The sequence below is a fragment of the Streptomyces sp. NBC_00328 genome (genome assembly GCF_036139655.1).
Classification (GTDB): Bacteria; Actinomycetota; Actinomycetes; order Streptomycetales; family Streptomycetaceae; genus Streptomyces.
The window spans coordinates 4,878,806-4,903,461 of sequence record NZ_CP108013.1 but is presented as its reverse complement, the minus strand read 5'-3'; the positions used below and the strand labels follow the sequence as shown (position 1 = coordinate 4,903,461).

Annotated in this window: 16 protein-coding genes and 4 tRNA genes; 8 read left to right on the top strand and 12 right to left on the bottom strand. The window is 69.9% G+C overall.

Annotated features, from left to right (window positions below):
* Positions 1–41 precede the first annotated feature (41 nt).
* Positions 42–1,142 carry a phosphoribosylformylglycinamidine cyclo-ligase gene (gene purM / locus OG485_RS21405; protein ID WP_443048736.1) on the top strand — a complete coding sequence of 367 codons (1,101 nt, stop codon included), beginning with the start codon at positions 42–44 and terminating at the stop codon, positions 1,140–1,142.
* 200 nt (positions 1,143–1,342) lie between these two features.
* On the opposite strand, the gene OG485_RS21400 is transcribed toward purM, so the two are convergent.
* Both OG485_RS21400 and OG485_RS21395 read right to left on the bottom strand, forming a co-directional pair.
* The gene (locus OG485_RS21400; protein ID WP_328450774.1) at positions 1,343–1,597 is read right to left on the bottom strand and encodes a DUF3073 domain-containing protein; all 255 of its coding nucleotides are present in this window, start codon (positions 1,595–1,597) and stop codon (positions 1,343–1,345) included.
* A 301-nt stretch (positions 1,598–1,898) separates the two neighbouring features.
* Complete coding sequence (locus OG485_RS21395; protein WP_328669979.1) at positions 1,899–2,993, bottom strand: Leu/Phe/Val dehydrogenase; 1,095 nt, start codon at positions 2,991–2,993, stop codon at positions 1,899–1,901.
* Between the two features lie 222 nt (positions 2,994–3,215).
* Here OG485_RS21395 and OG485_RS21390 point away from each other — a divergent pair, with 222 nt between their 5' ends.
* Together OG485_RS21390 and bldC are read left to right on the top strand one after the other, a co-directional pair.
* Positions 3,216–4,064, top strand: a complete 849-nt coding sequence (locus OG485_RS21390; RefSeq protein ID WP_328669978.1) for a hypothetical protein — start codon at positions 3,216–3,218, stop codon at positions 4,062–4,064.
* A 621-nt stretch (positions 4,065–4,685) separates the two neighbouring features.
* Entirely contained in the window at positions 4,686–4,892 is a 207-nt protein-coding gene (gene bldC, locus OG485_RS21385) for a developmental transcriptional regulator BldC (protein ID WP_003949541.1), read from the top strand.
* Between the two features lie 474 nt (positions 4,893–5,366).
* Here bldC and OG485_RS21380 read toward each other — a convergent pair whose 3' ends face one another.
* From OG485_RS21380 to OG485_RS21335, 10 genes are all read right to left on the bottom strand, one after another.
* On the bottom strand, positions 5,367–5,558 hold the full coding sequence (locus tag OG485_RS21380) for a DUF6274 family protein (protein WP_328450780.1): 192 nt from the start codon (positions 5,556–5,558) through the stop codon (positions 5,367–5,369).
* 336 nt (positions 5,559–5,894) lie between these two features.
* Positions 5,895–5,969: transfer RNA gene (locus tag OG485_RS21375), tRNA-Asp, on the bottom strand.
* 95 nt (positions 5,970–6,064) lie between these two features.
* Positions 6,065–10,042: an ATP-dependent RNA helicase HrpA gene (hrpA, locus tag OG485_RS21370; RefSeq protein WP_328669975.1), complete on the bottom strand. Its 3,978-nt coding sequence runs from the start codon at positions 10,040–10,042 to the stop codon at positions 6,065–6,067.
* Between the two features lie 71 nt (positions 10,043–10,113).
* Positions 10,114–10,491: a hypothetical protein gene (locus tag OG485_RS21365; RefSeq protein ID WP_328669973.1), complete on the bottom strand. Its 378-nt coding sequence runs from the start codon at positions 10,489–10,491 to the stop codon at positions 10,114–10,116.
* 156 nt (positions 10,492–10,647) lie between these two features.
* On the bottom strand, positions 10,648–12,276 hold the full coding sequence (locus OG485_RS21360) for a hypothetical protein (RefSeq protein WP_328669971.1): 1,629 nt from the start codon (positions 12,274–12,276) through the stop codon (positions 10,648–10,650).
* 70 nt (positions 12,277–12,346) lie between these two features.
* Positions 12,347–12,420: transfer RNA gene (locus OG485_RS21355), tRNA-Phe, on the bottom strand.
* A gap of 24 nt (positions 12,421–12,444) precedes the next feature.
* Positions 12,445–12,519: transfer RNA gene (locus OG485_RS21350), tRNA-Asp, on the bottom strand.
* Positions 12,520–12,567: 48 nt separating this feature from the next.
* A tRNA-Glu gene (locus tag OG485_RS21345) sits at positions 12,568–12,640 on the bottom strand.
* Between the two features lie 200 nt (positions 12,641–12,840).
* Positions 12,841–14,373 carry a metallophosphoesterase family protein gene (locus tag OG485_RS21340; protein WP_328669970.1) on the bottom strand — a complete coding sequence of 511 codons (1,533 nt, stop codon included), beginning with the start codon at positions 14,371–14,373 and terminating at the stop codon, positions 12,841–12,843.
* Positions 14,374–14,523: 150 nt separating this feature from the next.
* Positions 14,524–14,874: a metallopeptidase family protein gene (locus tag OG485_RS21335; RefSeq protein ID WP_326790896.1), complete on the bottom strand. Its 351-nt coding sequence runs from the start codon at positions 14,872–14,874 to the stop codon at positions 14,524–14,526.
* Positions 14,875–15,037: 163 nt separating this feature from the next.
* Here OG485_RS21335 and OG485_RS21330 point away from each other — a divergent pair, with 163 nt between their 5' ends.
* From OG485_RS21330 to OG485_RS21310, 5 genes are all read left to right on the top strand, one after another.
* Positions 15,038–16,285 (top strand): serine hydrolase domain-containing protein, encoded by a 1,248-nt coding sequence (locus tag OG485_RS21330; protein ID WP_328669968.1) that lies wholly within the window; start codon positions 15,038–15,040, stop codon positions 16,283–16,285.
* A 191-nt stretch (positions 16,286–16,476) separates the two neighbouring features.
* Entirely contained in the window at positions 16,477–17,007 is a 531-nt protein-coding gene (locus tag OG485_RS21325; RefSeq protein WP_328669966.1) for a hypothetical protein, read from the top strand.
* A gap of 385 nt (positions 17,008–17,392) precedes the next feature.
* The gene (locus OG485_RS21320; protein ID WP_328669963.1) at positions 17,393–19,666 is read left to right on the top strand and encodes a DEAD/DEAH box helicase; all 2,274 of its coding nucleotides are present in this window, start codon (positions 17,393–17,395) and stop codon (positions 19,664–19,666) included.
* Positions 19,667–19,875: 209 nt separating this feature from the next.
* Positions 19,876–23,004 (top strand): FG-GAP repeat domain-containing protein, encoded by a 3,129-nt coding sequence (locus OG485_RS21315; protein WP_328669962.1) that lies wholly within the window; start codon positions 19,876–19,878, stop codon positions 23,002–23,004.
* A gap of 58 nt (positions 23,005–23,062) precedes the next feature.
* A complete protein-coding gene (locus OG485_RS21310; RefSeq protein ID WP_328669960.1) occupies positions 23,063–24,598 on the top strand; it encodes an amino acid permease in 1,536 nt (511 codons plus the stop codon).
* The last annotated feature ends 58 nt before the right edge of the window (positions 24,599–24,656 follow it).

The following is a 24,656-nucleotide window of genomic DNA, read 5'->3' as shown; positions in this document are numbered from 1 at the left end:
CGCCGCAGAGCCCCGTTTCACCAACCGAAAGATCCCAGGCAATGTCTTCTGTGTCTGATCAGTCCCCTGCGGCGACGGGCAGTGCCTCCGGCGCGTCCTACGCGGCTGCCGGAGTCGACATCGAGGCGGGCGACCGCGCCGTAGAGCTGATGAAGGAGTGGGTGAAGAAGACGCAGCGCCCGGAGGTCCTGGGCGGCCTCGGCGGCTTCGCCGGTCTCTTCGACGCCTCGGCCCTCAAGCGTTTCGAGCGCCCGCTGCTCGCCTCCGCCACCGACGGCGTGGGCACCAAGGTCGACATCGCCCGGCAGCTCGGCGTGTACGACACCATCGGCCACGACCTCGTGGCGATGGTCATGGACGACATCGTGGTGTGCGGCGCCGAGCCGCTCTTCATGACCGACTACATCTGTGTGGGCAAGGTCCACCCGGAGCGGGTCGCGGCCATCGTGAAGGGCATCGCCGAAGGCTGTGTCCTCGCGGGCTGCGCCCTGGTGGGCGGCGAGACGGCCGAACACCCCGGTCTGCTCGGCCCGGACGACTTCGATGTCGCGGGCGCCGGCACCGGCGTGGTCGAGGCCGATCAGCTGCTCGGCCCGGATCGCATCCGTACGGGTGACGCGGTCATCGCCATGGCGGCCTCCGGTCTTCACTCGAACGGGTACTCGCTCGTCCGGCACGTCCTCTTCGACCGGGCGAATCTGCGCCTGGACCAGCACATCGAGGAGTTCGGCCGCACGCTCGGCGAGGAGCTCCTGGAGCCCACCAAGATCTACTCGCTGGACTGTCTGACGCTGACGAAGAGCACCCAGGTGCACGCCTTCAGCCACATCACCGGCGGCGGTCTCGCGGCCAACCTGGCCCGCGTGATCCCGGACGGCCTGCACGCCGTGGTCGACCGCGGGACCTGGACCCCGGCACCGGTCTTCGACCTGGTCGGCAGGACCGGCGATGTCGAGCGTCTGGAGCTGGAGAAGACGCTGAACATGGGCGTCGGCATGATGGCGATCGTCCCCGAGGAGTCGGCCGAGGTCGCCCTCGCCGTCCTCGCGGACCGCGGAGTGGACGCCTGGGTCGCCGGTGAGATCACCGAGCGCGGGGACCACACGACGGGCGCTGAGCTCATCGGCGACTACGCGAGCTGAAGCGGGCGACGGGAGCCGAGGCCGGCGGTCACGCGGGCCGAAGCTCCCGAAGCAGCACGAAACCCGGTCCGGCGCTGAGGCCCCGGACCGGGTGAGGTGCAGTCGCTACGAGAAAGCCGCCAGGCGGAATCTGCCAGAAACCCACGCCAGGAGATCCGCTACGAGAAGAGATCGCGGAAACTGCGAGGGACGCTGTTGCGTCAAGCGCCGCGACGTTGCGACTGAGGCCCGGACTGGTCGTCCTCGTCCTCGTCGTCGTCGTTGTAGAGATCCGCGTACTGTGCGTACGGGTCGTCTTCCTCGTCGTCGTCCTCGAACGGCTCGCCATTAGGCGGCTGGTTCGAAGTCGAAGCGCCCAGCTCATTGGCCAGACGCGAGAGGTCAGTCCCGCCGCTGCTGTACTTCAGCTGGCGGGCGACCTTCGTCTGCTTGGCCTTTGCCCGGCCGCGCCCCATGGCTCGACCCCCTCGGATACGGGGCTCGACGGCCCCAGAGTCTTGACACGCGTTCATGATCTGGAACGGACTCTCCGTGGAGAGACCGGTCCGTAGGGCTTCCACGGTACCTGAGCCCACGCCCATACGGTACGTCGCCCGCAGCACGCGCCTACACCCAGAACCCGCGAGGTGCCCTGTCCTCGCTGGTCAACCGCGATTTTAACCTCTTCTTGGCGCCCGACCCGCCGACGGACGTGAGAGTTCTCTCCCAACCGACCGCCGACGGGTCCCTGACAAGCACCTATGGCCTCGGCAGGCGTCAGTGACGCCGTGCCTCCGCCATCCGCTGCTCGGCGATCCGGTCGGCCGCCGCGGCCGGCGGGATCCCGTCCTGCTTCGCACGTGCGAATATGGCCAGCGTGGTGTCGAAGATCCTCGCGGCCTTCGCCTTGCACCGGTCGAAGTCGAAGCCGTGGAGCTCGTCGGCGACCTGGATGACACCGCCCGCGTTCACGACGTAGTCGGGGGCGTACAGGATCCCGCGGTCCGCGAGGTCCTTCTCCACGCCCGGGTGCGCGAGCTGGTTGTTGGCCGCGCCGCACACGATCCGTGCCGTGAGCACCGGCACGGTGTCGTCGTCGAGCGCGCCGCCCAGCGCGCAGGGGGCGTAGATGTCCAGGCCCTCGGTGCGGATGAGCGTCTCGGTGTCCGCGACGGCGGTGACACCCGAGGGGTGCCGGTCCAGGATCCGGCGCACGGACTCGGCCCGCACATCCGTGATCACGACCTCGGCGCCGTCCTCGCGCAGGTGGTCGACCAGGTGGTGGCCCACCTTGCCGACGCCGGCGACGCCGACCTTGCGGCCGCGCAGCGTCGGGTCGCCCCACAGGTGCTGTGCGGAGGCTCGCATGCCCTGGAAGACACCGAAGGCGGTCAGGACCGACGAGTCGCCCGCGCCGCCGTTCTCCGGGGAGCGTCCGGTCGTCCACCGGCACTCACGCGCCACGACGTCCATGTCGGCGACATAGGTGCCGACGTCGCACGCGGTGACGTACCGGCCGCCGAGCGAGGCGACGAACCGGCCGTAGGCGAGGAGCAGCTCCTCGGACTTGATCTGCTCGGGGTCGCCGATGATGACGGCCTTGCCACCGCCGTGGTCGAGCCCGGCCAGGGCGTTCTTGTACGACATCCCGCGCGCGAGGTTGAGGGCGTCGGCGACGGCCTCCTGCTCGCTCGCGTACGGGTAGAAGCGCGTGCCGCCGAGGGCGGGGCCCAGGGCGGTGGAGTGGATGGCGATGACGGCCTTGAGGCCGCTGGCGCGGTCCTGGCAGAGCACGACTTGCTCATGACCGCCCTGATCCGAGTGGAACAGGGTGTGCAGTACATCAGCAGGCGCGCCGGTTACGTCGGTCACTGTGGTGACTCCCAGGTAAAAAGCGGCGGTTGGGTGCGGTGCCCGTGCGGATGGCGGGCTCCGTGGGAATGAGACTAGAGCCTGCGCCGACCCGCCCTCGGCGCAGTGGTCAGGATCACCTACGGGCGGGGTACGGCCATGGTTCGATTTGCATAGATTTCTCTTCAGGTTCCGAGTGGTTCTCGCTGGTTTTCCCTGTGGTGGACGGGGGAGGGAGCAGGCGTGCCGAAGGTGTCCGCGTTGATCGTCCCGTACACGTCGTATCTGCGGGTGTACGAGCCGCTCGCCGCGTTCCCCGAGTCCGAGCGCGCCCACTGGACGCGCTACGCCCGGCGCCCCGAGCGCCCCTCCTACCAGGACGAACTGCGCCGCTCGCTGGCCGATCTGCTGCCCACCCCGCCGATCCCCGTGCCGGTGCACGAGAGCGGCGACGCGTTCGTCGCCGAGGTCGACGGGGTGGTGTGCGTCTGCCCCTGGCGCACCCGGCTGCGCGGCTGGCAGGCGCTGGACGAGCTGGGCGAGGAGCTTCCCGTGTCCGTCCTGGACGCGGTGCTGCCGCCGCTGGTGCGCCGTCAGGCCGCCCTCGACTACGAGCGCTGGCTGGCGCGCAACCCCGACGCCCGCCCGTGGATCCGCACCTCGACCTGGCAGGTGCCGCTGAACTGGTTCGTGCTCGTCACCGACGAGGAGCGGGAGTACGAGAAGGGGACGGGCCCGGGCGGGACCGCGCCGCTGCTGCGCTACCGGACGCCGATGGTGCAGGCACGGCGGCGCACGGCGCGGGCCCTGCGGACGCTCAGGGACGCGCTGGACGAAGGGCCGCTCATCGAGGGCCTGGTGGACGTGGGGCGCTGGCTGGAGGAGTTCCATCCGCGCTCGCTGGTCGAGCTGGACTACGGCGGGCTCGTGCACACGCTGCCGGCCGCTCAGCTGGAGGACGACCACTCCGCCGCGGACGTGGCCGAGGGGATCGAGGCGCTGCGCACCGGGGACGGGTCGACCGCGGGCGAGGCGTACGGCCGGCTGGTGGAGCGCTGGCGGTCCGTCAGGGACCGGCGCTCGTCGAACTGAGGCCGGCGCGGGCGGTCCCGGGCGGGCGGTACCGGCGTGGTCCGTGCGCGGGAGCCTGACTGGGCGGGAGCGCTCTCAAGGCGCCCGCTCCGGTGTGACCTGCCTCTCACAGGTTTGGGGTCGAACTCGCGTATGGTCCTCACACGCTGAAGAACCCTCACGTCCAGGACGTAGGCCCCGATCCGGGCGTATGCGTCAACGGGTGTCAAGCGTGACGGACGGCACTTACCCGGCTCTTGCATCGCTTCCCCCTCCTCGTGTCAAAATAGGACAAGGAGTCCGGGGGAGGACTCCCTCCGCCCGCTTTTGGGGGGGAATCTCGGCATTGCACGCTTTTAGGGCGTCTGGTGACTGCTGATCGCCCTGTGACTGATCGTCACAGTGGCGTGACTGTCCGCTATGGCATGGTCCATCGGCTTCCGTCGCTGATGAACACCTGGGAGGGCAATTCCATCGGTTTGGCCGACGCGGCTGGACGGATGGTGTAGTTGTAGTGCCGAGGACAAGCCGTTCGTCCTATAACCGACTCGACTCGCGTCCGCCATTTCGGGCAACGCGGGTCAAGGTGCAGAATTTAGAGGAAAGAACCGAGAAGGTTCGGTTCTCCCGAGGAGGCCGCTCATGACCGCTCGCACCCCTGATGCCGAGCCGCTGCTGACCCCCGCTGAGGTCGCCACGATGTTCCGCGTCGACCCCAAGACGGTCACGCGGTGGGCGAAGGCCGGCAAGCTCACGTCCATCCGCACGCTCGGAGGACACCGTCGTTACCGCGAGGCTGAGGTCCGCGCACTGCTCGCGGGTATCCCGCAGCAGCGCAGTGAAGCCTGAGTCATCGCATAACCGGACAAGTCAACGGATCCCCCAACCCGTCGAGGCGTCCACACCACAGCTCCAAGCGACGCGGGTTCTGCCCCAACAGAGCTCACGCCCAAGCGTTTTTGCCAGATGAACAGGGTGCGTCGTAGATCGCGCTGGACTCCGCCGGGTCCAGCGCGATTTTTTTTGTGCGTTCCACGCGCCTGGACGGCCGGTCTGTGAGCGGCCTTGTCGAAGTCTGGGGGTGGGTGTCGGATCGGCTGTGGATGCCTCCGGTGAGGGGTGCAATTGCACATATTAAATTGACTGGTTGTAGGAGGGGGGTAAGTTCCACACTTCTGAAAACATATGCGGTGACTCCCGTCACATGCCACAGTCCTTGTCCCCTGAGAGTCCTCTGCGCTAGGGGAGTTGGGGTCGTGAGGGGGTGTGTCGGGCAGACGCCCGCGTCGGGCGTCGGGCGTCGGTCGCGGGAGCGGGCCCCGGTCACGCCGTCGAGGGGCTTTCGTCCTCCGGAGTGCTCTCGGGGTCCTGCTCGTCGTTCGGGACGGCTTCCATGGCCAGGCGCGCGAGCTGATGGCAGATCGGGCAGTGCCGCGTCAGATGGCGGTACCCGGAGGCGGCCGCCAGGTGGGCTCGGAGCAGAGCCCGGGTCTCGTGGCGAGCGGACACCGCCATACGCACCTCCAGGGGGCCGGCAGGGCGAGGGCCCTGGATTCCGGGGTACCGGCGGAATGTGACGCCGTCAAGGGACGGGGGCGCGCCGCGAGGGAGCACCCCAGGGCCCAGTGGCCGGACGCGGACCGGTACGCGCAGGCGAACAGGCGACCCGGACACCGGCGTACGGGCGGATCGGGCCGGCGCAGGGGCAGTGCGGGCCGGCGCAGGGCCGGACCGGGCGTCGTGCGGGCCGATCGGGTGCCGAGACGCGGGCGGACCGGGAGCGGACGGGAAGCGGACCGGGAGCGGGCACGCGAAAAGGCCCGGAGCCGAAGCTCCGGGCCTTTCCTCATGCGGTCCTGACGGGATTTGAACCCGCGGCCTCCACCTTGACAGGGTGGCGAGCACTCCAAACTGCTCCACAGGACCTTGTTTCGCAGCGACTTGTTCTTGCGCTGTGCTGCGAAATGAGACTGTACATGAGCTCAGGCCCGGGGTCGAACTCACCGCACGTGCGGGCGCCGTTACGGGACGGCGGCGTCGATCGCCTTCACGATCCGCTTGTCGGAGACCGGGTACGCCGTGCCCAGCGCGTGGGCGAAGTAGCTGACCCGGAGCTCCTCGATCATCCAGCGGATGTCCAGGACCGACGAGGGCACCGGCCGGCCCTGGGGAAGCTGCTCCAGGAGCCAGGCGTACTCGTCCTGCATCTCGTGGACCTTCTCCATGCGGCTGGTGTCCCGCTGGACACCGGTCGGCATCTGCTGGAGACGGCGGTCCGCGGCGACCAGATAGCGCATCAGGTCCGGCAGCCGCCGCAGTCCCGTCGCCGTGACGAAACCGGGCTTCACAAGGGCGTCCAGCTGCCCGCGTACGTCCGCCAGGTTCGCGAGCAGGGTCGGGCTCCTGACGCCCTTCAGACGGCGCTCACAGGCCTGCCAGGCGGCGAGCACCTGCTGCACCTGCCCGACCGTGCGCACGGTCGTGTCGACGATCTCGGCGCGCACCTTGTCGTACAGCTTCCGGTAGGACTCCTCGTCCCACGCCGGTCCGCCGAAGTCCGCGATCAGCTTGTCCGCCGCGGCCATCGCGCAGTCGTCGAAGAGCGCCTGGACCGAGCCGTGCGGGTTCGCGGACAGGGCGAGCTTCTGGGCGTTGGTGAGCTTGTCCGAGGCGAACTTGCCCGGGTTCACCGGGATGTTCCGCAGGATCAGCCGGCGGGTGCCCTTCCACATGGCCTCGGCCTGCTCGGCCTCCGTGTCGAAGAGCCGCACGGAGACGGTGTTCGCCGCCGCTCCGTCGTCGACCAGCGCCGGGTACGCCTTCACCGGCTGGCCGGCCCGGCGCGTCTCGAAGACCCGCCGGAGCGAGCCGATCGTCCAGTCCGTCAGCCCCGAGCGTTCCAGGGACTCGCCGCCCTCGCGCTCCGCCGTCGCCGCAGCGGCCTGCGAGATCGCCTGACGCGCCTTCGGCTTCAGCCGGACCTTCAGGACCTCCAGGTCCTTGTCCTCGGCGAGCTTGCGGCGCCGCTCGTCGACGATCCGGAAAGTGATCTTCAGATGCTCGGGGAGCCGTGACCAGTCGAAGTCGTCGGCCGTCAGCGGCACTCCGACCATGCGCTTGAGCTCGCGCGCCATCGTCAGCGTCAGCGGCTCCTGGAGCGGTACCGCCCGCTCCAGGAACTTCTGGGCGAAGTTGGGCGCGGGGACGTAGTTCCGCCGGATCGGCTTCGGGAGGGAACGGATCAGCTCCGTCACCACTTCCTCCCGCAGCCCCGGGATCTGCCAGTCGAAGCCCTCGTCCGTGACCTGGTTCAGGACCTGGAGCGGGACGTGGACGGTCACGCCGTCCGCGTCCGCGCCCGGCTCGAACTGGTAGGTCACCCGGAACTTCAGCCGCCCCTGGAGCCAGGAGTCGGGGTAGTCGTCCTTGGAGACCGCCCCGGCCCGGTCGTTGATGAGCATCGAGCGCTCGAAGTCGAGGAGCTCGGGCTCCTCATGGCGCTTGTGCTTCCACCAGGAGTCGAAGTGCGCCCCGGACACGACGTGTTCGGGGACCCGCTGGTCGTAGAAGTCGTACAGGGTCTCGTCGTCGACCAGGATGTCCCGGCGGCGGGCACGGTGCTCCAGCTCCTCGACCTCGGTGAGGAGCTTGCGGTTGTCGGCGAAGAACTTGTGGTGCGTACGCCAGTCGCCCTCGACGAGGGCGTTGCGGATGAACAGCTCCCGGCTGGCCTCCGGGTCGATCCGCCCGTAGTTCACCTTCCGCTGCGCGACGATCGGCACGCCGTACAGCGTGACCTTCTCGTACGCCATCACGGCGGCCTGGTCCTTCTCCCAGTGCGGTTCGCTGTACGTCCGCTTGAGGAGATGGCCGGCCAGTGGTTCGACCCACTCCGGCTCGATGCGGGCGTTGACGCGCGCCCAGAGCCGTGAGGTCTCGACGAGCTCGGCCGACATCACGAAACGCGGGGGCTTCTTGAAGAGCGCCGAACCCGGGAAGATCGCGAACTTGGCGCTGCGCGCGCCCAGGTACTCGTTCTTCCCCGTGCTCTTCCCGCTCTCCCCGCCGGTCTCCTTCACGTCCTTCATGCCGACGTGCGAGAGCAGACCGGCGAGCAGGGACACATGGACGCTCTGCTCGGGCGCGTCCTCCTCGTTCAGATGGATGCCCATCTGCTTGGCGACGGTCCGCAGCTGGCTGTAGATGTCCTGCCACTCGCGGATGCGCAGGAAGTTCAGGTACTCCTGCTTGCACATCCGGCGGAACGCGGAGGAGCCGCGCTCCTTCTGCTGCTCGCGGAGGTAGCGCCACAGGTTGAGGAAGGCCAGGAAGTCGGAGGTCTCGTCCTTGAAGCGGGCGTGCTGCTGGTCGGCCTGCGCCTGCTTCTCGGACGGCCGCTCGCGCGGGTCCTGGATGGAGAGCGCGGCCGCGATCACCATGACCTCGCGGGCGCAGCCGTTCTTGTCGGCCTCCAGGACCATCCGGGCGAGCCGGGGGTCGACGGGCAGCTGGGCGAGCTTGCGGCCGGTCGGCGTGAGCCGCTTGCGGGCGTCCTTCTCGGCCGGGTCCAGCGCGTTCAGTTCCTGGAGGAGCTGGACGCCGTCGCGGATGTTGCGGTGGTCCGGCGGGTCGATGAAGGGGAACTTCTCGATGTCGCCGAGTCCGGCCGCGGTCATCTGGAGGATGACGGAGGCGAGGTTCGTACGGAGGATCTCGGCGTCGGTGAACTCCGGGCGGGCCAGGAAGTCGTCCTCGGAGTACAGCCGGATGCAGATGCCGTCGGACGTACGGCCGCAGCGGCCCTTGCGCTGGTTGGCGCTGGCCTGCGAGACCGGCTCGATGGGCAGCCGCTGCACCTTCGTGCGGTGGCTGTACCGGGAGATGCGCGCCGTGCCCGGGTCGATGACGTACTTGATGCCCGGGACGGTCAGCGAGGTCTCGGCGACGTTGGTCGCCAGAACGATCCTGCGCCCGGTGTGCGCCTGGAAGACCCGGTGCTGCTCGGCGTGCGAGAGCCGGGCGTACAGCGGCAGGACTTCGGTGAAGCGGTAGTTCTTCTTCGTCAGCGCGTCGGCCGTGTCGCGGATCTCGCGCTCTCCCGACAGGAAGACGAGGATGTCGCCCTTGCCCTCGGCCTGGAGCTCCTCGACGGCGTCGCAGATCGCGGTGATCTGGTCGCGGTCGGAGTCTTCAGAGTCCTCCTCCAGGAGCGGGCGGTAGCGCACCTCCACGGGATACGTCCGTCCGCTGACCTCGACGATCGGGGCGTCCCCGAAGTGCCGGGAGAAACGCTCCGGGTCGATGGTCGCTGAGGTGATCACGACCTTCAGGTCGGGCCGCTTGGGCAGCAGCTGGGCGAGGTAGCCGAGCAGGAAGTCGATGTTGAGGGACCGCTCGTGGGCCTCGTCGATGATGATCGTGTCGTACGCGCGCAGCTCGCGGTCCGTCTGGATCTCGGCGAGCAGGATGCCGTCCGTCATGAGCTTGACGAAGGTGGCGTCCGGATTCACCTGGTCGGTGAAGCGGACCTTCCAGCCGACGGCCTCGCCGAGCGGCGTGTCCAGCTCGTCGGCCACCCGCTCGGCGACCGTACGGGCGGCGATACGACGGGGCTGGGTGTGCCCGATCATGCCGCGGACGCCCCGGCCCAGCTCCATGCAGATCTTCGGGATCTGCGTGGTCTTGCCGGACCCGGTCTCACCGGCGACGATCACGACCTGGTGATCACGGATGGCGTCCGCGATCACGTCCTTCTTCTGGCTGACCGGCAGCTGCTCGGGATACGTGATGGCGGGTACGCGGGCGCGGCGCGCGGCCATGCGGACCTCGCCCTGGGTGACCTCCGCCTCGATCTCGGCGAAGACGGCGGAGCGGGCCTCGGGCTTGCGGATCTTGCGCGCGCCTTCGAGCCTGCGCCCGAGCCGGTGCGCGTCGCGCAGGGACAGCTGGGCCAGACGGGCGGCGAGATCGCCGAGGGCGGGGGCGGGGTGCGTAGACATACGCGGTCCAGGATCTCATCCCGGGGAAATCCGTGGCGAACCCTTTTGCCACGGCTTCGGGGACGGGGGTGTCAGGGAGCGCGCTGTGCCGGCGGCGCGGGCGCGTCGGCGGCGGGCGTGGCGGGCACGGGGGTACCGGCGTCGGGCACGGGGGCCTTGGCCGGGGTGTGCGCGGGCTCCCGCCGGGACGCCGATCCCAGGGCGATGGACCGGGCGGTGTTGGAGATGGCCTTGATGCCCAGGTAGGCCGTGGTCATGCTGCTCACCGCGGTGAACGCGGCGGTGAGCACACCGACGATCACGGCCTTGTCGCCGTCGAACCGCCAGACACCGAAGATCGCGACGCCGGCGATGGCGAGATTGCTCATGACGACCGCGATCAGCCCGTACCGGGCCCGGTCCTTCTCCAGCTCGGTGTCCCGCATCGCCGCGGTCTCGTCCCGGCTCATGTCATCCCCCCGAAGAACTGATCGATCAGCCAGAGAAGCTAGCGTCGACCGGGTGCGGTGCCAAGCGGACCGCCGCTTACCGGTCACGCCCGTCCCGGTGTGCGACGAGGGGCGGACCCTTCCGGATCCGCCCCTCCTCAGCCGTCCGCACGGGTGTCATCGCACGTCGACGTAGTCCTCCGTGCCCTCGCCCACGAAGTGCTTGCTGTCGGGGTACGAGAAGACGGGCACCCAGGTGCCGTCCTGCTGGGCCTTGAATCCCTTGCTGAAGGATCCGTTCGACGCCGTGGTGACGGTCGACATCAGGTACCAGGTCGTCTTGCCCTTGGGCCGGAAGAGGATCTGCACCTTCTTGGCGCCGTACGCCTTCCAGGTGGTGCTGCCCGCCGCGCGCTCCTGGAGCACGCCCTTCACGGTGATCGTCCGGCCTTTGGTGACGGGCTCGGGGGACGCGTTGGCGTCCTTGATCCGGGTGAGGGCGCGGTTCCTGCGCAGGCTGCTGCTGACGCCGCCCTTGATGTCCTTGGTGGTGGAGCCGGCGTAGTGCAGCCGCCAGTAGCCGTCCGTGTAGCCGGGCAGCCGCTCGACGATGAACTGCGAGCTGTTGGTGGTCTGCACCGTCTTCTTGGTGCTCCAGCCGGTCGTGCCGTTGGCCGAGTACTGGATGTCGACGGCGATCCGGTCGTTGGTGTCCCGCCCGACCAGGTCGACGCTGCCGGTGACCTCCAGCCGCGCGTACTCGTCCAGTCGCGCCGTGAACTCGGTGAACTTCGTCGTGGCGGTGACCGCGACGGTGACGTCGGCGGTCGAGGTGCGCTGGATGAAGGGGTTGTACGGGTACGACTGGAAGGCCACCTCGTAGATGCTCTTGCTGCCGTACGGGTGCTTCACGAAGGAGAAGCGGCCGTTCGCGTCGGTGGTCGACGCGGTGGGACTGCAGGTGGTGCAGTCCTTGTAGTCCATCTCCAGCGGGCTGCCGGAGAGCGGCTTCCATTCCGTGCCGCTCTGGTACTGGAGCGTGCCGGTGACGTTGATCTTGTCGCCCGCGGTGACGTGGTAGCTGCTCTTGTCGAGGACGATCCGGGTAGGCGCGGCCTTCGGCCTGACGTCGACCCAGGGGCTGGCGGCGAAGCCCAGGTCGCCCCTGTACTGGGCGGAGGTCCAGCCGCCCGCCGTCGTCTCATGGGAGGCGGAGAAGTGGCCGGTGTCGTCCGTGACGGCGGTCGTGTCGATGTTCTCGTCGAACGTGAGGTCGACGGTGGCACCGGGCAGCGGCACCGTTTCGCGGGTGCTGGGGTCGCGGACGACCATGTCGCCGGCGGCCGTGACCGTCTTGTGTTCGATGTCCGGTTCGGTCGGCGTGACGGCGAAACCGGTGATGACGGGCTGCTTCTGGTACCGCAGAGTGCCGGCGTTCTGCTGGACGGTGGTCTCGCCCGAGGAGCCCGTGGCCTCGATGTCGACCGTGTAGTCGCCCAGGGTGTCCAGATGGATGGGCCGGGAGGCCCAGGTGCTGTCCCCTGAGCTGTAGTCGTACCTGTGGGTGAAGTCGGTGATCGTGGCCACGGGCGCGTCCGACGCGCTGCCGCCGACCGGGCGGAGCCTGGCCGTGATCCTGTCGACCGAGCCGCTGTACCTCAGGCGGACGTCCAGGACCGACCAGTCGGCCTGGTCGCTGTACGCGTCCTTGACGTTCGGCCCCGCGGCGTGGGCCGTGCCGGGTATTGCGAAGGTGCCGACCAGGACGGCACCGGCCGTCACCAGTCCTCTGGCGATATGTCTCAAGAACCCCCCTAAGGTCCCCGTGAGCGACGAAAACCCCCTCCGATTGACCCGGAGGGGGTTTTCGTTCTTGTGGCTGGGGCCGGGGTCGAACCGGCGACCTATCGCTTTTCAGGCGATCGCTCGTACCAACTGAGCTACCCAGCCACGAGGCTTCCGAAGAAACCTCAGCGGTCCTGACGGGATTTGAACCCGCGGCCTCCACCTTGACAGGGTGGCGAGCACTCCAAACTGCTCCACAGGACCAAGCTATTTTGCGTGCGACGTGTAACCAGTGTCCCACACGGTGTTGCGTACCCCCAACGGGATTCGAACCCGTGCTACCGCCTTGAAAGGGCGGCGTCCTAGGCCGCTAGACGATGAGGGCGAGCCAGTACCGCTCTGCTTCGTCTTCGCGTTCCCGAAGGGACGTGAGAAGCATGTGACTCCGCTTTCCCCCGAGGGGTTCCGCTTCTCCTTCACTTCGACAGAAGCTCTGGACGGTCAAGCCCTGACCGGCGCCCTTGGGCACGAACAGACTGTACTACGTGGTCTGGACGCGGACCAAACCAGATAGGGAGGCGGGGCTCAGGGCCGGTTCCCTTCGGGGAGATGGCGGCTGATCTCGGCCGTCGTGAGGCCGAGACCGCCGAGTTTGATCTCGTCCCAGGCCTGGAGGCGGCGGGTGTCCCGGTCGAAGTAGAGGACCGATGCCTCGATCGGGTCCGGGTACCGTCCCTCGACGGCGCGCAGCCCGCTGCCGCCCGTGGAGCCCTCGACGCGCAGCCGGGTGCCGTACTTCATGACCTCCATCCCCTCGTGGTGCAGATGACCGGCGAGCACCAGGGGCACCTCACCGTCCGTCCCGCGGGCGGCGAGCGGTTCGTGGGCGACGGCGATGTCGGCCGGGGTGCCCGCGGCGCGCTGGTCGCGCAGGGCCGAGGCCAGGCGGGCGCCCGCCAGGCCCTCCGCCGCGTCGCCGCCCGTCGCGACCGCGCGGTCCGGGGTGAACTGGGGGTCGCCGATGCCGGCGAAGCGCAGGCCCGCGACCGTGACCGCCCGGCCGTCGTCCAGGACGTGCACGTTCTTCAGGCGTTCGAGGTAGCGCTGCGTCTCACGCGAGTCGTGGTTGCCGCGGACCCAGACGTACGGGGCGCCCAGGTCCGGGATCGGGTCCAGGAAACCGTTCTCGGCCGCCGAGCCGTGGTCCATGGTGTCGCCGGAGTCGACGATCACGTCGATCGCGTACTGCTCCACGAGCGAGGCGATGATCTTCCAGCTCGCCGGGTTCAGATGGATGTCGGAGACGTGCAGCACCCGGATCGTGGTCGGGTCGGGCTGGTAGACCGGGAGGGTGGACGTGACGTCGTACAGCTTCGTCACGTTCGTCACCAGGCGCGCCAGCTCCTTCTGGTAGACGTCGAATTCGCTGACGATGTTGCGGGCGTCGCCGACCAGGGACGGTGCGGAGGCGAGGAGCCCCGAGTACTTCGGCTCCAGGACCGATTCGGGCTTCCAGGTGGCGAAGGCGGTAGCCCCCGAGGCGGCCAGCAGACCGAGGGCGAGTCCGCCGGCGGCGAGGGCCCGGCGCGGGCGGCGGTAGACCGCGAGGCCGAGGGCGGCGGCGCCGGAGACCACGGCTATGCAGGAGCGGACGGCCAGGTCGAGGGTGCCGTGCTCGACGTCCCGTACGACCTCGTCCTGGAGTCCGGCGAGGCGCTCCGGGTGCTCGACGAGGGCCTGGGAGCGCTCAGGGTCGAGCCGGTCCACATCCACGTCCAGGCGCAGCGGGGCCTCGTGGCTGCGCAGCTCCAGCGCCCCGAGAGGGGAGATGTTGATCTTTGTGCCGCCGGTGAGGGAGGGGCGCAGGGTCATGGTGGTGTTCATGGGGCCGACCGGGACGCGGACGTCGCCCACGGCCAGCAGTCCCAGCCAGGCGCCGAGCAGCACCACGCACAGCAGTCCGAGGGCGCGGGCGTACGGGTTCTGCCGGGCGGCGAGTTCGGGCACCGGGCTCCTGCGGCGGCCGGGGCGGCGGAGGGCTAGCGCGTGCAGCGCCCGTCCGGCGCGGGCGGCCGTACGGCGGACGGTGGCGGTTGCGGCAACGGGGTCGCGGGCCATTTGTCCCGTCTGCCCAAGAGGCGGGGCCGGTATGCGGAGTTCCGTCACCCTCGCGTCGCGGGAGTGCGGGCGGCCGGGCGTCGTGCCGGGCCGGGTCCGCGGGGGAGGGCGGGCCCGCTTCCGGCCGCGGGCCCGTCGGCTGGGCCGGGGTCAGCCCCAGCCCAGTTCGTGCAGCCGGTCGTCGTCGATGCCGAAGTGGTGGGCGATCTCGTGGATCACGGTCACGGCGACCTCGTGGACCACCTCGTCCGTGGTCTCGCACGTGCGCAGGGTGGGGCCCATGTAGATCGAGATGCGGTCGGGGAGCACCCCGGCGTACCACTCGCCGCGGTCGGTGAGCGGGGTGCCCTCGTAGAGCCCCAGCAGTTCGGGATCGTCCGCCGGAGGCTCGTCCTCGACGAACACGGCGACGTTGTCCATGACCCGGGTCAGCTCGGGCGGGATCCGGTCCAGCGCCTGGCTCACGAGCTCTTCGAAGGTTTCGCGCGTCATCTCCAGCACCTGGCCATTGTCGGGGATGGCGCGCCGGTGGCGGCGGACGACGGAGACCCGGAGGGGCCGGAATCCGGCGGGGAAGCCGGGTGCCTGCCCCACACGGGGTGTCTCGTAGCATTTTCGGAGTGTTCTGTCGAATTGCCCTCGTCCGTCCGGTGATAGTGCGGGCATGACACGCACCTCTTCCCCGGCCCGTCGCGGCGCTCGCTCCCGTGTCCGCAAGGTCCTCCTGTGCGCCGCGCTGCTCGCCGTCACGGTCCAGACCGCCGCCGCGCCGGCGTTCGCCCGGGCGCACGCCCGCTACGGCGGCGGCGACTGTGTGAGGACCGGGAGACCTCTCGGCCCGGAGGCCCGCGAGGTCCTCGCCATCGCCCGGAAGGCCAAGGCCGACCTGCGTCTGAAGTCGGTGGAGCTGAAGGTCACCAGTGACGGGCGCGAGGTCCTGACCGACGCGCTCGGTGAGTCCATGACCGGTGTCCCGGCCCAGCCCGACATGCACTTCCGCGCCGGTTCCGTGGTGTTCTCCTACGTCGGCACGGCCCTGCTCCAGCTCGTCCAGGAGGGCAGGGTCCGCCTCGACGACACCGTGGAGCGCTGGCTGCCCGGTCTGCCCAAGGCGAACCGGATCACGCTGCGGATGCTGGCCACCAACACCACCGGGCTGCACGACTACGTCACCGACCCGGCCTTCCTGGCCGAGCTGGAGGCCCACCCGTTCCGCAGCTGGACCCCGCGGCAGCTGCTCGCGTACCCCTACAGCCACTCGTTCTGGTACGAGCCGGGTACCAACTGGAGCTATTCGCACGCCAATTACCTGCTGCTGATCCAGGCGCTGGAGAAGATCACCGGTACCCGGATCGACAGGTTCCTGCGGGAGCGGGTCACGGGTCCGCTGGGTCTCGACAACACCCGGAACAACTTCACCCCCGACATCCCGCGTCCGGCCCTGCACGCCTTCACGTCCGAGCGCGGCCTGTACGAGGAGTCCACCTTCTGGAACCCGTCGTGGACCACCGCGCCCGGCGCCGTGATCACCACGCACGTCTGTGACCTGGCCCGTTCGGCACAGGCCATCGGCAGCGGCGAGCTCCTCTCGCAGCGCTCCTACCGCACTCTGCTCAACCCGGGGACGGTCGGTCTCGGCCACCCGACCGCCAAGTGCCCCGCCACGGTCTGCCTGGAGCAGACCGAGGCCAGGCACTTCGGACTCGGTGTCATCGTGATCAACGGATGGGTCCTGCAGAATCCGTCGTTCTCGGGCTACGCGGCGATCCAGGCGTATCTCCCGTCCGACCGTCTGGCCATCGCGGTCAACGCCACCAAGACCAAGGACACGCCCGACGGCAACATGGCCGAGGTGGTCGCCCAGCGCATCGCGGCCGCCCTGGCGCCGGAGACCCCGCTGGCGATCGGCTGACGCCCGGCACCTCCGGGACCGCGCCGTACCGCGCGGCGGGAGCGGTCTCCCCCACGCCCTGCGGGCCCGGTTGGGCCCGCAGGGCGCGTGTCCTCGCGCGGGCGGCGGGAGTTGGAAGGGGGAACTCCCGTTTCTTCCCACGCTCCCGGCTCCTTGTGAGCGGGGGACACCCCGTTCGGAGGTGGCCGCTCGTGCGTGCCTTGTACGTACCCGTCCGTCTGGCCGCCGTGGTCCTGGCCGCGGCCGTCACCGCCGGCTGCATGAGCGTCGACGACGACGCGGGGCTGCCGGGGCCCTCGCACTCGGCGGGCCGGCGGGCCGACGGGGTGCCCGGCGGCGGATCCGCCGTGGGCGGCGGCGGGGCCGGGTCGTTCAGCGGGAAGAGCGGGAAGAGCGCGAAGGGCGCGAAGGGCGGAAAGGGCGGCAAGGCCTCGGCGAAGCCGGGGGAGTCCGCGTCCGCCGACGCGTCGGCCTCGTCGTCCCCGGGGGCGAAGCCGTCCGAGAAGGCGCCGGACAAGGGCGGGACCCCCTCCAAGGACACCGCGTCGCCGGGCGGCGAGCCGACCCCCACGCGTACGACGTCGGAGCCGTCGCCCGAGCCCCCGCAGCCGCCGTCGCCGCCCGGACCCGGGACGCCGGAGCCGTCGTCGTCGGCGCACGAGCCGCCGGTGACGCAACTGATCCAGCGGGAACCGGCCCCGGAGGCGGGCTCGCCCGTGTAGCCCGGCCCCGTGCACCGCCGATGCCCGTATCCGTGGAGCGGGCGTCCGGGTCCGGGGCGGGGCGGGTGTGGCGGGGTTCACGGACATCGGAGCCCTGGATGTGGCCGGTACAACAGCGCGGTCGGCGCGGGCGGGGTAGCTTTGATGAAGCGAGCAGGTGGCTAGGAACGCACCCTGGCCTGCTCGTATGAGGCTCAGTTTGCCTTCATGGGGGAAGGGTGCGTATGGTAGTAGATCGTTTGATCCCATTTGCCCGGCGCCGCCGCAGAGAGCGCCGCGTGGCGCGTACTCTCCCTTGCCGTGGCCGGACCGCATAGAGGCGGTCGTTTGCGACTTCACGGAGTTTGGGCGCGTGCCGAAGAACTCCGGAAGGTTCGCATTTCGCATGTCTGTTTCCAGTACTGATCACGTCGTCGTGCCCGAGAACAACGAGAACAACGACGCGGTCGAGGCCGTTGAGACCATCGAGGCCGTTGAGGTCATCGAGGCCGTCGAGTCCGCCCCCGAGCTCACGTTCGAGGACCTCGGTCTCCCCGAGGGCGTCGTCCGCAAGCTCGCGCAGAACGGCGTGACCAGCCCCTTCCCGATCCAGGCCGCGACCATCCCGGACGCCCTGGCCGGCAAGGACATCCTCGGCCGCGGCCGCACCGGCTCCGGCAAGACCCTCTCCTTCGGCCTGCCGCTGCTGACGCAGTTGTCCGGCGGTCACACCGAGAAGAAGAAGCCCCGCGGCATCATCCTCACGCCGACCCGTGAGCTGGCCATGCAGGTCGCCGACGCGCTGCAGCCCTACGGCGACGTCCTCGGCCTGAAGATGAAGGTCGTCTGCGGCGGTACGTCGATGGGCAACCAGATCTACGCCCTGGAGCGCGGCGTCGACGTCCTCGTCGCCACCCCGGGCCGTCTGCGCGACATCATCAACCGTGGCGCCTGCTCGCTGGCGAACGTCCAGGTCGCCGTCCTCGACGAGGCCGACCAGATGTCGGACCTGGGCTTCCTGCCCGAGGTCACCGAGCTGCTCGACCAGATCCCCGGCGGCGGTCAGCGCATGCTGTTCTCCGCCACGATGGAGAACGAGATCTCCACGCTGGTCAAGCGCTACCTGACCAACCCGGTGACGCACGAGGTCGACAGCGCCCAGGGCAACGTCACGACCATGTCGCACCACATCCTCATCGTGAAGCCCAAGGACAAGGCGCCGGTCACGGCCGCGATCGCCTCCCGCAAGGGCCGCACGATCATCTTCGTCCGCACCCAGCTCGGCGCCGACCGCATCGCGGAGCAGCTCCGCGACGCCGGTGTGAAGGCCGACGCGCTGCACGGCGGCATGACGCAGGGCGCCCGTACGCGGACGCTGGCCGACTTCAAGGACGGTTACGTCAACGCGCTCGTCGCGACCGACGTCGCCGCCCGCGGTATCCACGTCGACGGCATCGACCTGGTCCTGAACGTGGACCCGGCCGGTGACCACAAGGACTACCTGCACCGCTCCGGCCGTACCGCTCGCGCGGGCCGCTCCGGCACCGTCGTGTCGCTGTCGCTGCCGCACCAGCGCCGCCAGATCTTCCGGCTGATGGAGGACGCGGGCGTCGACGCCGCGCGTCACATCATCAACTCGGGTACGGCCTTCGAGCCCGAGGTCGCCGAGATCACCGGCGCCCGTTCGATGACCGAGGTCCAGGCGCAGTCCGCGGGCGACGCCGCCCAGCAGGCCGAGCGTGAGGTCACGCAGCTCACCAAGGAGCTGGAGCGCGCGCAGCGCCGTGCCGTCGAGCTGCGCGGCGAGGCCGACCGTCTGGTCGCCCGTGCCGCGCGTGAGCGGGGCGAGGACCCGGAGGTGGCCGTCGCCGCCGCTGCCGAGGCCGCGGCCGAGCAGGCCGTCGTCGAGACTCCGGCCGCCGAGGCCGTCGCCGCCGAGCCGGCCGAGCGTCCCGCCTACGAGCCGCGTCAGCGCCGCGACGATCGGGGCAACTACGAGCGTCGTGACAACGACCGTGGTGGTTTCCGTCGTGACGACAACCGCAGCGGTGGCGGCTTCAACCGCGATGACCGTGGCGGCCGTTCTTTCGAGCGTCGTGACGACAACCGTGGTGGTGGCTTCAACCGCGACAACCGCAGCGGTGGCGGCTTCAACCGTGACGACCGTGGCGGCGACCGTGGTGGTTTCCGTCGTGACGACAACCGCAGCGGTGGCGGCTTCAACCGCGATGACCGTGGCGGCCGTTCTTTCGAGCGTCGTGACGACAACCGTGGTGGTGGCTTCAACCGCGACAACCGCAGCGGTGGCGGCTTCAACCGTGACGACCGTGGCGGCGACCGTGGTGGTTTCCGTCGTGACGACAACCGCAGCGGTGGCGGCTTCAACCGCGATGACCGTGGCGGCCGTTCTTTCGAGCGTCGTGACGACAACCGCAGCGGTGGCTTCAACCGCGACAACCGCAGCGGTGGCGGCTTCAACCGCGACGACCGTGGCGGCCACCGGGGCAGCGACCGTCCCTTCAACCGTGACCGTCAGGGCGACCGTCCCGCGGGCGGCGGTTTCCGCTCCGGCCACGACCGCCCGACCGTCCGTCGCGACGACCACCGCACGACCGGCACCGGCACCGCTCCCGGTTCGTTCCGCCGTGACGAGAAGCCGCGCTGGAAGCGCAACGGCTGACGCCGACTAGCTCAGTGAAGTGATGTGGCCCCCACCCGGACCGGGTGGGGGCCACATTGTCGTTTTCGGGTGAGCCGCGGAAAAGCCTTTCCTGTTCACCCGTCAACCCGCTGTAATATCAGCTTACTTGTGTGGAGGGTGCGACGACTGGGGGCCAGGTCGACGCCTGGGGCGGTAGACGCCTCTCCACTGTTCCGGGAGGGATTCCTTTGCTTCGTCATGCCTTCGTCCGTCGTTCGCGAGCGAGACGCGCGGCTGTCGCCGCGGCCGCTTCCGCGCTGCTCGCGGGCGGCGCGATCCCGCTGCTGCCGACGTCCGCCTCCGCGGTGGGCGCGGCTCAGGAGACGGTCGTACCCGCCGCGTTGCGGAACACCAATACGTCGGCGACGCTGTTCAGCGGTTCGACCTACAAGGGGCACGACGGTGCGGGCGCCCAGGGCGTCTTCCACCGGCTGGAAGGACAGTCCGGGCTGGTCTGGACGCGCTACGCCGACGGGGTGTCCGTACCGGTGCGGCAACCGGAGGGCGTGCTCGGTACCTGGGGGACGGGCGGCGACGTTCTCGCCTACCGCTACGAGGGCGGCCGGACCGATCTGTGGGACGCGACCGACGGGTCCACCCGCACGGTCCGGACACCCTCGGGTGTGGGCCTGCTCACGGCGTACAGCGATCTGGTGATCGGGTACCGCACCGTCACGGCCGAGGACGGTACGAGCGGGAGAGAGATCCACCTGCTGTTCCCGGAGGCCGACGGCACGACCCGTGACGTGCCCGTCACCGGGCTGCCCACGGGGCTGAAGATCGGTCAGCCGCTCGGCGGGGACTCCGACGGGCTGCTGTTCAACGCCATGCAGGACGGTGAGTACCGGGAGGTCATGGTCGACCGGAAGTCGGGGCAGGTGCGTGGCCTGACCACACCGCGTTCCAAGGTCTACCTGGGTGCTCAGGTCACTCCTGAGCACGTGGTCCTGTTCAACCCCGGCGAGGCGAAGGTCCTCGTGTCCGACCGCTCCGACCTGTCGGCCCCGCCCGTCGAGGTCACGCTGGACGGCGACGGCAGCGTGAATCCCGCACAGGACCTCGCGGTCGTCGGGGACTGGCTGGTCCACCGGCCGAGCAGCGGTACGAAGGTGACCGCCGTACCGATCACGGGCGGCGCCGCGGTGACCGTGCTGGCCGGGGCCGACCCCGTCATTTCCGCCGTCCAGGGCGGTACGGCGGTGGCCAAGGGCCGTACCGGCGCCGACGACTGGGGCATCCAGCGCATCACCCCCGGTCCGGACGGCGCTCCCCTCGTCACCCAGGTCAAGCCGCTGCCCAGGCCGCCCTTCCCGGTCCAGGGGATCTCCCTCGACCAGGGCCGTCTCGTCGTCACGGACGACAGCCTGCGCGGGCACCGCGACGACTTCGTGCGGACCGTCGCCGTGACCGGCACCCCCACCTACGGCGAGCGGTCCGAATTCACGCCCTACGCCGAGACGGTGTCCATCGCCCCCTGCGCGACGGCCGACGCGGCCTGCTCCCAGCTCCACGGGACGGCCGACGGCCGGATCGCCTGGCTGGAGCACTCCTCGGCGGCGAACGACCTGATCCGGGTCAACGGGCCGCAGAACAACGACCTCTGGGAGCGGAGTGTGCCCGCCGGCGGGCACATCACCGACGTCTCGGGCCGGTACGTCCTCTACACCGCCGCCGACAAGCAGTACGTGTACGCGATCGGCAACGACGGCGCCCCTGCCCTCACCCGTACCCCCGGCGCGGCCGCCCTCTCCGGTGACGTGCTCTGGACGGCGGGACCGACGCCGGGCACTCTCACGGCGTACGACCTCACCGCGAAGAAGACCACCGAGACCCTCACCATCGACGCCGGCTGCACGCCCACCGAGCTGCAGGCCCTCGGCCGCTGGATCTACTGGACCTGCGACGGCAGGGCCGGTGTCTTCGACCGTACGGCGAAGAAGTCCGTGACCGTGCCCGCCGACGAGGCGAAGCTCGGCGACGGATACGTCGTCACCCACGACAAGGCGGCCGGGAAGCTGACGCTCACGGTGGTGGCGGGCGGCAGCCCCGAGAGCCGGGTCATCGGCGACCTGCCCGACACCGGGACCTCGCAGCGGGACGTGCGCTGGACGGTCGACGAGTCCGGCGCGAACGCCGCCTACGTGGACGGTCAGGAGCGCGTGCACCTCGTACCGTCCGGAGTGGACCAGCAGCCGCTGCGGCTGCTGGCTCCCGCCGAGAACGTGCCGTCCGTCCGTCCACACGCGATCGACACCACCCCGGACACCCTGGCCACCCTGCTGCTGTCGAAGCCGGCCGCGAACTGGACGGTGACCGCGCGCAACCGCGCCACCGGCAAGACCTACAGCGACGGCCGCGACAGCGGTCCCGAGCGCGGTGAGCTGAACGTCGGCTGGTTCGGCCTCGATCGGGCGCTCCCCGGCGACGCCTTCGCGCCGGACGGCTCCTACGACTGGACCGTGTCCGTCACCCCCGCGGACGGTGTCGGCGCGCCGCTCCAGGTGCGCGGCACGGTCCGGCTGAAGGGCGGCAGCCCGGTGCGCCACGACCACGTGGGATCCGAGGGGGACCCGGACGGCACCGGCGACCTGCTCACCCTCAACTCCTCGGGCGGGCTGACCTTCCAGCAGGGCGACGGGAAGGGCGCGTTCGCCGGAAAGGTCACCGGCAGCGGCTGGTCGACCAAGGCGGTCGCGGTGCCGTTCGGCGATCTGAACGGCGACCGCTGCAACGACGTCCTGGTGCGGATGAGCGACGGGTCCCTGCGCGGCTACAAGCCCGCGTGCGGCACGGCGCCGACCCCCTCGACCTCGTACAAGGCGCTCGGCACCGGCTGGAACGCGTACGACGTCCTGACCTCGCCCGGCGACCTGACCGGTGACCGGCGGCCGGATCTGCTCGCGCGGAAGGCCTCGACCGGCGACCTCTACCTGTTCGCCGCGAAGAGCGACGGAACGCTCGCCGCGGGCAAGAAGATCCGTACGGCGTGGACGGGCTACACGAAGATCGTCGGTGCCGGGGACCTGAACGGTGACGGGATCGGGGACGTGCTCGCGCGGGACAAGGCGGGAACGCTGTACCGCTACAACGGCACCGGGACAGGCCTGTTGAAGGACCGGGTCAAGGTGTTCTCCGCCTGGGGCGCGTCGTACAACGCGATCGTCGGGGTCGGCGACATCACCGGCGACGGCAAGAACGACCTGGTCGAGCGCGACACCTCGGGGAACGTCTACCGCAGCGCCGGCACGGGGACGGGCTCGTTCGGCTCCCGGGTGAAGATCACCGGCGGCTGGCAGAGCTACAAGGGCCTTTTCTAGCCAACTTGCCCTCCCCTGCAGCGCATGTCATGCCCCCGGCGAGGGAATCGCTGGGGGCATGACAGATGACGCCAGAGCGACTGGGCTGTCGGACGAAGAGCGGCTTGCCCAGCTCGGCTACACACAGGTACTCGCCCGCCGCATGTCGGCGTTCTCCAACTACGCGGTCTCCTTCACGATCATCTCGGTCCTGTCGGGCTGCCTGACGCTGTATCTGTTCGGCATGAACACCGGCGGTCCCGCCGTGATCACCTGGGGCTGGGTCGCGGTCGGACTGATGACGCTGTTCGTCGGGCTCGCGATGGCCGAGATCTGTTCGGCCTACCCGACCTCCGCCGGGCTGTACTTCTGGGCGCACCGGCTCGCCCCGGAGCGCAGCGCCGCCGCCTGGGCGTGGTTCACCGGCTGGTTCAACGTCCTCGGCCAGGTCGCCGTGACCGCGGGCATCGACTTCGGCGCCGCGTCCTTCCTCGGCGCCTATCTGAACCTCCAGTTCGACTTCGAGGTGACACCGGGCCGCACGGTCCTGCTGTTCGCCGGAATCCTGGTCCTGCACGGCCTCCTCAACACCTTCGGCGTGGGGATCGTCGCCCTCCTGAACAGCATCAGCGTCTGGTGGCACGTCATCGGCGTCGCCGTCATCGTCGGCGCGCTGACCTTCGTGCCGGACCACCACCAGTCGGCCGGCTTCGTGTTCACGGAGTTCGTGAACAACACGGGCTGGGGCAGCGGGGTCTACGTCGTCCTCATAGGACTCCTCATGGCCCAGTACACGTTCACCGGGTACGACGCCTCCGCCCATATGACGGAGGAGACCCACGACGCCTCCACGGCCGGCCCGAAGGGCATCGTGCGGTCCATCTGGACCTCGTGGATCGCCGGGTTCGTCCTGCTCCTCGGCTTCACCTTCGCCATCCAGTCGTACGACAAGGAGCTGGGCTCGGCGACCGGCGCGCCCCCGGCGCAGATCCTGCTGGACGCGCTCGGCGCGACCTCCGGGAAGCTCCTGCTGCTCGTCGTGATCGGCGCGCAGCTGTTCTGCGGCATGGCGTCGGTGACGGCCAACAGCCGCATGATCTACGCCTTTTCGCGGGACGGCGCCCTGCCGTTCTCCTCGGTGTGGCACACGGTGCATCCGCGCACCCGGACCCCCGTGGCGGCGGTCTGGCTGGCCGCGCTGGGCGCTCTGGTGCTCGGCCTGCCGTACCTCATCAACTACGCGGCCTACGCCGCCGTGACGTCGATCGCGGTGATCGGCCTCTACGTCGCGTACGTCATCCCGACGCTGCTGCGGGTGCGCAAGGGCGACGCCTTCGAGCGCGGGCCCTGGCACCTGGGCCGCTGGTCCCGACCCGTGGGGGTGATCGCGGTCGGCTGGGTGGCCGTCATCACGGTCCTGTTCATGCTGCCCCAGGTCTCCCCGGTCACCTGGGAGACGTTCAACTACGCCCCGATCGCCGTCCTGGCCGTCCTCGGCTTCGCCGCGGCCTGGTGGCTGGCCTCGGCCCGTCACTGGTTCCTCAACCCCGAGCATCACCGCACGATCGCCCGTGAGGCCGCCCGCAAGGGTGCACCCGAACCGGTCGATCCCTGACCTTGTGGGCCTTCGGCGTGGCCGGGGCACCGATACCCGATCGGAGTCCCGGCCGCGT